Genomic DNA, 5,562 nt, shown 5'->3' with positions numbered 1-5,562 from the left:
CACCCCCGCCTGAGCCCCGCCCCCGCCGCAGCCGCGGCGGGGGCGGTTCCACGCTCGGCCCGCGGCGGGTGGTCCGCCGCTCAGTGAAAGGCAGCACATGCGATCACTGTTCACCGCGCCGGCCCTGCTCCTGGCCCCGGCCCTGATCCTGGTCCTGGCCTTGCTGACCGTCCCGGCCGGAGCCGCGCACGCCGCGACGGGCATCCACGTCAGCGGCGCCAAGATCCTGGAAGGCGGCGGCCAGGAGTTCGTGATGCGCGGCACCAGCCACGCGCACACCTGGTACCCCGGCCGGACCAAGGCGTTCGCCGACATCAAGTCGCTCAAGGCCAACACGGTGCGGGTGGTGCTCAGCGGCGGCCGCTGGAGCCCCAACGGCGTCTCCGACGTGGCCGGCGTGGTCTCGCTGTGCAAGCAGAACAAGCTCATCTGCGTGCTGGAGAACCACGACACCACCGGGTACGGCGAGCAGAGCGGCGCGTACACGCTCGACCAGGCCGCCGACTACTGGATCAGCGTCAAGAGCGCCCTGGCCGGCCAGGAAGACTACGTCGTCGTCAACCTCGGCAACGAGCCGTTCGGCAACAACGCCACCACCCCCGGCTGGGCCGCCGCCACCTCGGCGGCGATCGGGAAGCTGCGCGCCAACGGCTTCGACCACGCGCTGATGGTGGACGCGCCCAACTGGGGCCAGGACTGGCTCGGCACCATGCGCGCCGGCGCACGCGCGGTCTTCGACAGCGACCCGGACAAGAACACGATCTTCTCCGTGCACATGTACGGCGTCTACGACACGGCCGCCGAGATCACCTCCTACCTGGACGCCTTCAAGACGGCCGGGCTGCCGCTGGTCATCGGCGAGTTCGGGTTCGACCACTCCGACGGCGACCCGGACGAGGACACGATCATGGCCCAGGCGGTCGCGCGCGGGATCGGCTACCTGGGCTGGTCCTGGAGCGGGAACGGCGGCGGCGTCGAGTACCTGGACCAGGTCACCGGCTTCGACGTCACCAAGCTCACCCCCTGGGGGCAACGGCTGTTCAACGGCGCGAACGGCATCGCGGCCACCGCCAGGGAGGCCGCGATCTACGGCGGCACGCCGACGGACCCGACCCCGCCGTCCCAGCCGGGCGCCCCGGCCGCCTCGGCCGTCACCGCTTCGGGCGCCACGTTGACCTGGGCCGCCTCGACCGACAACGTCGGCGTCACCGCCTACGACGTGTACCGCGCGCCGGACACCCTGCTCGGCACCACCGCCGTCAACTCCATCGCGCTGACCGGGCTGAGCCCGGCCACCGGCTACCAGGTGTACGTCCGGGCGCGGGACGCGGCTGGCAACCGGTCGGCGCCGTCGGCGCAGGCGTCGTTCACCACGCTGCCCGGCGACACGGGTGGCGGCTGCTCGGTGACCGCCACCACGCAGAGCCAGTGGGGCGGCGGCTACGTGGTGCAGCCGGTGACGGTGACCAACACCAGCGGCTCGGCCAGGACCGGCTGGACCGTCACGTTCACGCTGCCGGCCGGGCACACCGGCACCGGCCACTGGAACGCGGCGCTGACCGTCAGCGGACAGACCGTCACGGCCGAGAACCTGGGCTACAACGGCACGCTCGGGCCGAACGGGAGCACCGGCTTCGGCTTCCAGGCGAGCCGGCCGGCCGGGCAGAGCTCGCTGCCGTCCGGGTTCACCTGCGCCAACTGACCCGCCCACCCCGGAGAAGGAGGAGGTGAGACACCACCCGCTCAATCCTGCCCGACCATCCCGCCCGGATGGCAGGACGCGGCCGGCACCCCTCCGCCGGCCGCGTCCTCGGCGCTTTCAGAGCGCGGCGACGACCAGGGCGAGCACGAGCAGGCACGTCAGGACGAAGCCGAGAACCGAGTACCGCGACCACCACATGCGTCAACCCTAGGTTGACGATGCATCGATCGTCAACCTAGGGTTGACCTAACCGGGTTGCGAGAAGCGTTGCCTGGCCGCGTCGATGGCGTCCTCGGCCGCGAAGCCGGCGAACGCCTCGTCGTGGTACCGCTCCGGGATGAGCCCCCTGACCCGGTCCGGATACCCGGGGCCCGGCTCCGGTACGCGCACCAGCGGCGGGCTGCCCAGGCGCACCGCCAGCGGCCCCGAGGCGCGCACGGACGTCGACCACTCCGCGCTCGCCCCCTTGACCGCGCACATGTGCCTGGCGTAGACCCAGCGCACCTCGGTCAGCGCGCGGGCGTCCGCGGGTTCGGTGCCGAAGGGCTCGACCGCGCACACCACCCGGGACTCGAACCGGTGGCCGTGGTCGTGGTGCTCGTCCGGCGAGGCCCGCTCCAGGATGAGCGTGACCTCGGCGGCGAGCCGCGCGTCCAGGGCCGAAGGCGATTCCCGGGTGGCGGCGAAGAGCATCACCCCGGCCAGGGTCAGGCCGGCCAGGGTGACGACTGTCGCGACCTGCCCGCGACGCGTTGCTGTCACGAGCCGGTGCAGGTCAGGGTGGGTGCGGGGTCGGGGACCGAGCCGGTGGCGTTGAAGCCGAACGTGGTGGACGCGTTCGGCGCGAGCCGCCCGTTGTACGAAGCGTTCTCGACGGCTACCTGCGGCGGTTGCCCGGAGAGCACCCCGTTCCACGGCGCGCCTTCGAAGCCCTGGCCGCCGGCGTAGGTCCAGCGGACCGTCCAGCCGTTGATGGGCGTGGCGCCGGTGTTCTTCACCGTCACCTCGCCCTGGAAGTGGCCGCTCCAGCCGGTGTAGGTGGCCTTCCAGGTGGCCGAGCAGCCGCCGGGCGGCGGGTCGGTGGGCGTGACGGTCGGGGTCGCCGTCGGCGTGCCACTGCCGGGGCCGACGCCGGTGACCTCGCCGTTGCCGCCGTCGAAGACCACGTCGGAGCAGCTGTAGAAGTTCTCGTTGCTGTCGGACCTGATCCAGTGGATGAAGATCATGTGCCGGCCGGTCTTGCCCGGCGGGAGCTGGACGTTCCAGTAGTAGTAGTTGAGCCCGCCGGGACCGCCGGACTGCGGCGGGTTCGCGGCGCTGCCGAACGACTCCAGGTCCGACCACTTCAGCGGGGCGTTCGGGTTCCAGCCGTTCTTGGTGACGTAGTAGACGAACGAGCCGGGGTGCGAGGCCCAGTTGCTGTGCTTGACCTGGATGTTCGCGCCCGAGGTCAGATGGGTCAGCGGCCAGTCGGAGCGCACCGCGTTGTAGGCGGTGAAGTCGTACGGGCCGCCGGTGCCGCCGCTGCAGAGCTGGCCGTCGGGGATGAAGCCGCTGGTGCGGCCGGCCCCGTCGGAGCGGAGCACGGCGAACCAGTTGTACAGCGGCGTGGTGCCGCTCTGCGCGACGGCCGCCGCGCAGGCCGGGTTGTAGGACTGGATCGAGCCGTTCTCGCGCAGGCCGTCCTGCCAGCACAGGAACGTGCGGCTGCCGGGGAACATGGTGACGCCGTGCGCCCGCGCCGGCGCGGGCGCGATGAGCAGGGACGCGATCAGGGCCAGGACGGCGGCGAGCGCCGCCGATCGAAAGCGTTTCATGGGATTCCCTCGTTCGAGCGACAGAGGAACCTGCCCACGTTCAGCCCGCCCGGCCAGCCGCATTGAATCACGGCGTGCCGATTCCCGACAACGCGGCGTGAAACTTTCAGCCGATCTTGGTCATGGTTTCCGCTGGTGGCCTGTCCCGCGCCGCCTCCGCGCGGGGTGAGCGCGGTTGCCGGGCGCGCGGTGCGCCGTGATGCTGATTGGGAGCGCTCCCAGAACCCCCCGTGTTCCAGAGAAGCAGGAGCAACATGCCATGAGGCACGTGCGACAACTGATCGTCGCGGCCGCCGGGGCGTTACTCGCCACCGGCCTGTACGCCACCCCGGCCCAGGCCGCCCCGGTGATCTGCGAGAAGTGGGGCTCGGCGAGCATCCAGAGCGGCAAGTACATCGTGCAGAACAACGTCTGGGGCGCCGACACCGCGCAGTGCGTCGACGTCGACCAGAGCGGCGGCTTCACCGTCACCCAGGCCGCGCACAACAACCCGACCAACGGCGCGCCCGCCGCCTACCCGTCGATCTACGCCGGCTGTCACTACGCCAACTGCACCACTGGCAGCAACCTGCCCATGCGGGCGAGCGCGGCCGGGTTCGGCGCGCTGCGGAGCGGCGTGAGCATGACGTTCACCGGCTCGGCCACCTACAACGCCTCCTACGACCTGTGGTTCGACCCGACCCCGCGCACCGACGGTCAGAACACCGGCGCCGAGCTGATGATCTGGCTCAACCGGCAGGGCTCGATCCAGCCGATCGGCTCGCCGGTCGGCACCGTCAACCTGGCCGGCGCGACCTGGCAGGTCTGGTTCGGCAACATCGGCTGGAACGTCATCTCCTACGTCCGCACCACCCCGGCCACCACGATCGACTTCGCGATCGACACCTTCTACTCCGACGCCGTCAGCCGCGGGTACGGCCAGCGCTCGTGGTACCTGACCAGCGTCCAGGCCGGATTCGAGCCCTGGGTCGGCGGCGCCGGGCTGGCGGTCGACTCCTTCTCCTTCGGCTCGTCCGGCACCGGCGACACCACGCCGCCCACGACCCCGGCCGGGCTGACCGCCTCGGGCACCACCCAGACCGGCACGAACCTGTCCTGGGCCGCCGCCACCGACAGCGGCGGCAGCGGCCTGGCCGGCTACGACGTCCTGCGGGCCACCGGTGACACCTTCACCCAGGTCGGCACCAGCGCCACGACGTCGTTCACCGACACCGGGCTGAGCCCGGCCACCACCTACCGCTACCGGGTGCGGGCCAGGGACGGCGCGGGCAACCTCTCGCCGGAGTCCGCCACGATCACCGTGACCACGCCGCCGGGCGACCAGGGCGGCGGCTGCTCGGTCACCGCGACCACGCAGAACGCCTGGAGCAACGGGTACGTCGTGCAGCCCGTCACGGTCACCAACCGGGGCTCGTCGGCCATGAACGGCTGGACCGTCACGTTCACGCTGCCGGCCGGGCACACGATCACCGGGTCGTGGAACGCCGCGTTCAGCGTCAGCGGGCGGACCGTGACCGTGCGGAACCTGCCGTACAACGGCACGCTGCCGCCGAACGGCAGCACCGGCTTCGGCTTCCAGGCCGGCCGGCCGGACGGCGGCACGCAGGTGGCCTCGGGCTACACCTGCGCCTGAACCATCGGGAGCGGGCCGGCCGGTCCGCTCTCCCGGGGGCGTGGCGGTGCCGGCCGCGCTCCCCGGCCCCGGGCGGGGGTGCGCGGTGGAGCCCCGCGCCTCCCGCCCACGACGCGGCCGGCACCGGACCTCCACACCGGTGCCGGCCGCTCGTCTTCCCCGGGGGGTCAGGGTGGGGCGAAGTCGTCCAGGTGGGATTCGAGCGCGGTGCGGCAGGCGCGGCTGAGCCGGCCCTCGCGTTCCCTGTCGGCCAGCTTGCGGCGCAGCGAGGCGAGCGCCGACGGGCTGCCCGAGGCCCGGACGCCGCGGGCCACCTGCTCCAGATCCAGCACGACGTCGCTGTCCGTCGCCGCGCACGCCTTGGTCTCCAGTGCGGCGCGGAAGCCGTCCCCGGCCGCCCGCGTCTCGCG

General features: G+C 72.3%; 5 protein-coding genes. 2 read left to right on the top strand and 3 right to left on the bottom strand.

The annotated features are described in order from the left end of the window. The first annotated feature begins 97 nt into the window (after positions 1–97). The gene (locus HII36_RS52880; RefSeq protein WP_173530978.1) at positions 98–1,702 is read left to right on the top strand and encodes a cellulase family glycosylhydrolase; all 1,605 of its coding nucleotides are present in this window, start codon (positions 98–100) and stop codon (positions 1,700–1,702) included. A 246-nt stretch (positions 1,703–1,948) separates the two neighbouring features. On the opposite strand, the gene HII36_RS52875 is transcribed toward HII36_RS52880, so the two are convergent. Beyond that, complete coding sequence (locus HII36_RS52875) at positions 1,949–2,464, bottom strand: hypothetical protein (protein ID WP_173530977.1); 516 nt, start codon at positions 2,462–2,464, stop codon at positions 1,949–1,951. Continuing rightward, complete coding sequence (locus tag HII36_RS52870) at positions 2,461–3,519, bottom strand: lytic polysaccharide monooxygenase (protein WP_173530976.1); 1,059 nt, start codon at positions 3,517–3,519, stop codon at positions 2,461–2,463. The genes HII36_RS52875 and HII36_RS52870 overlap by 4 nt, the downstream gene beginning before the upstream one ends. A 259-nt stretch (positions 3,520–3,778) precedes the next feature. Between HII36_RS52870 and HII36_RS52865 the strand changes: the two genes are divergently transcribed. Beyond that, positions 3,779–5,152 carry a GH12 family glycosyl hydrolase domain-containing protein gene (locus HII36_RS52865; protein ID WP_173530975.1) on the top strand — a complete coding sequence of 458 codons (1,374 nt, stop codon included), beginning with the start codon at positions 3,779–3,781 and terminating at the stop codon, positions 5,150–5,152. Positions 5,153–5,319: 167 nt separating this feature from the next. On the opposite strand, the gene HII36_RS52860 is transcribed toward HII36_RS52865, so the two are convergent. Further along, on the bottom strand, positions 5,320–5,562 hold a 243-nt coding region (locus HII36_RS52860), incomplete at its 5' end, for a hypothetical protein (RefSeq protein ID WP_173530974.1).

The organism is Nonomuraea antri (assembly GCF_013283785.1).
GTDB classification, from domain to species: Bacteria; Actinomycetota; Actinomycetes; order Streptosporangiales; family Streptosporangiaceae; genus Nonomuraea; species Nonomuraea antri.
Note: the sequence above shows the minus strand (reverse complement) of the source record. Positions and strands in the feature narration are given on the sequence as shown.

What these genes read in the sequence shown, in the direction of transcription:
- HII36_RS52865 (WP_173530975.1), top strand. Translation starts at nt 3,779, where the DNA reads ATGAGGCACGTGCGACAACTGATCGTCGCGGCCGCCGGGGCGTTACTC.
- HII36_RS52870 (WP_173530976.1), bottom strand. Translation starts at nt 3,519, where the DNA reads ATGAAACGCTTTCGATCGGCGGCGCTCGCCGCCGTCCTGGCCCTGATC.
- HII36_RS52880 (WP_173530978.1), top strand. Translation starts at nt 98, where the DNA reads ATGCGATCACTGTTCACCGCGCCGGCCCTGCTCCTGGCCCCGGCCCTG.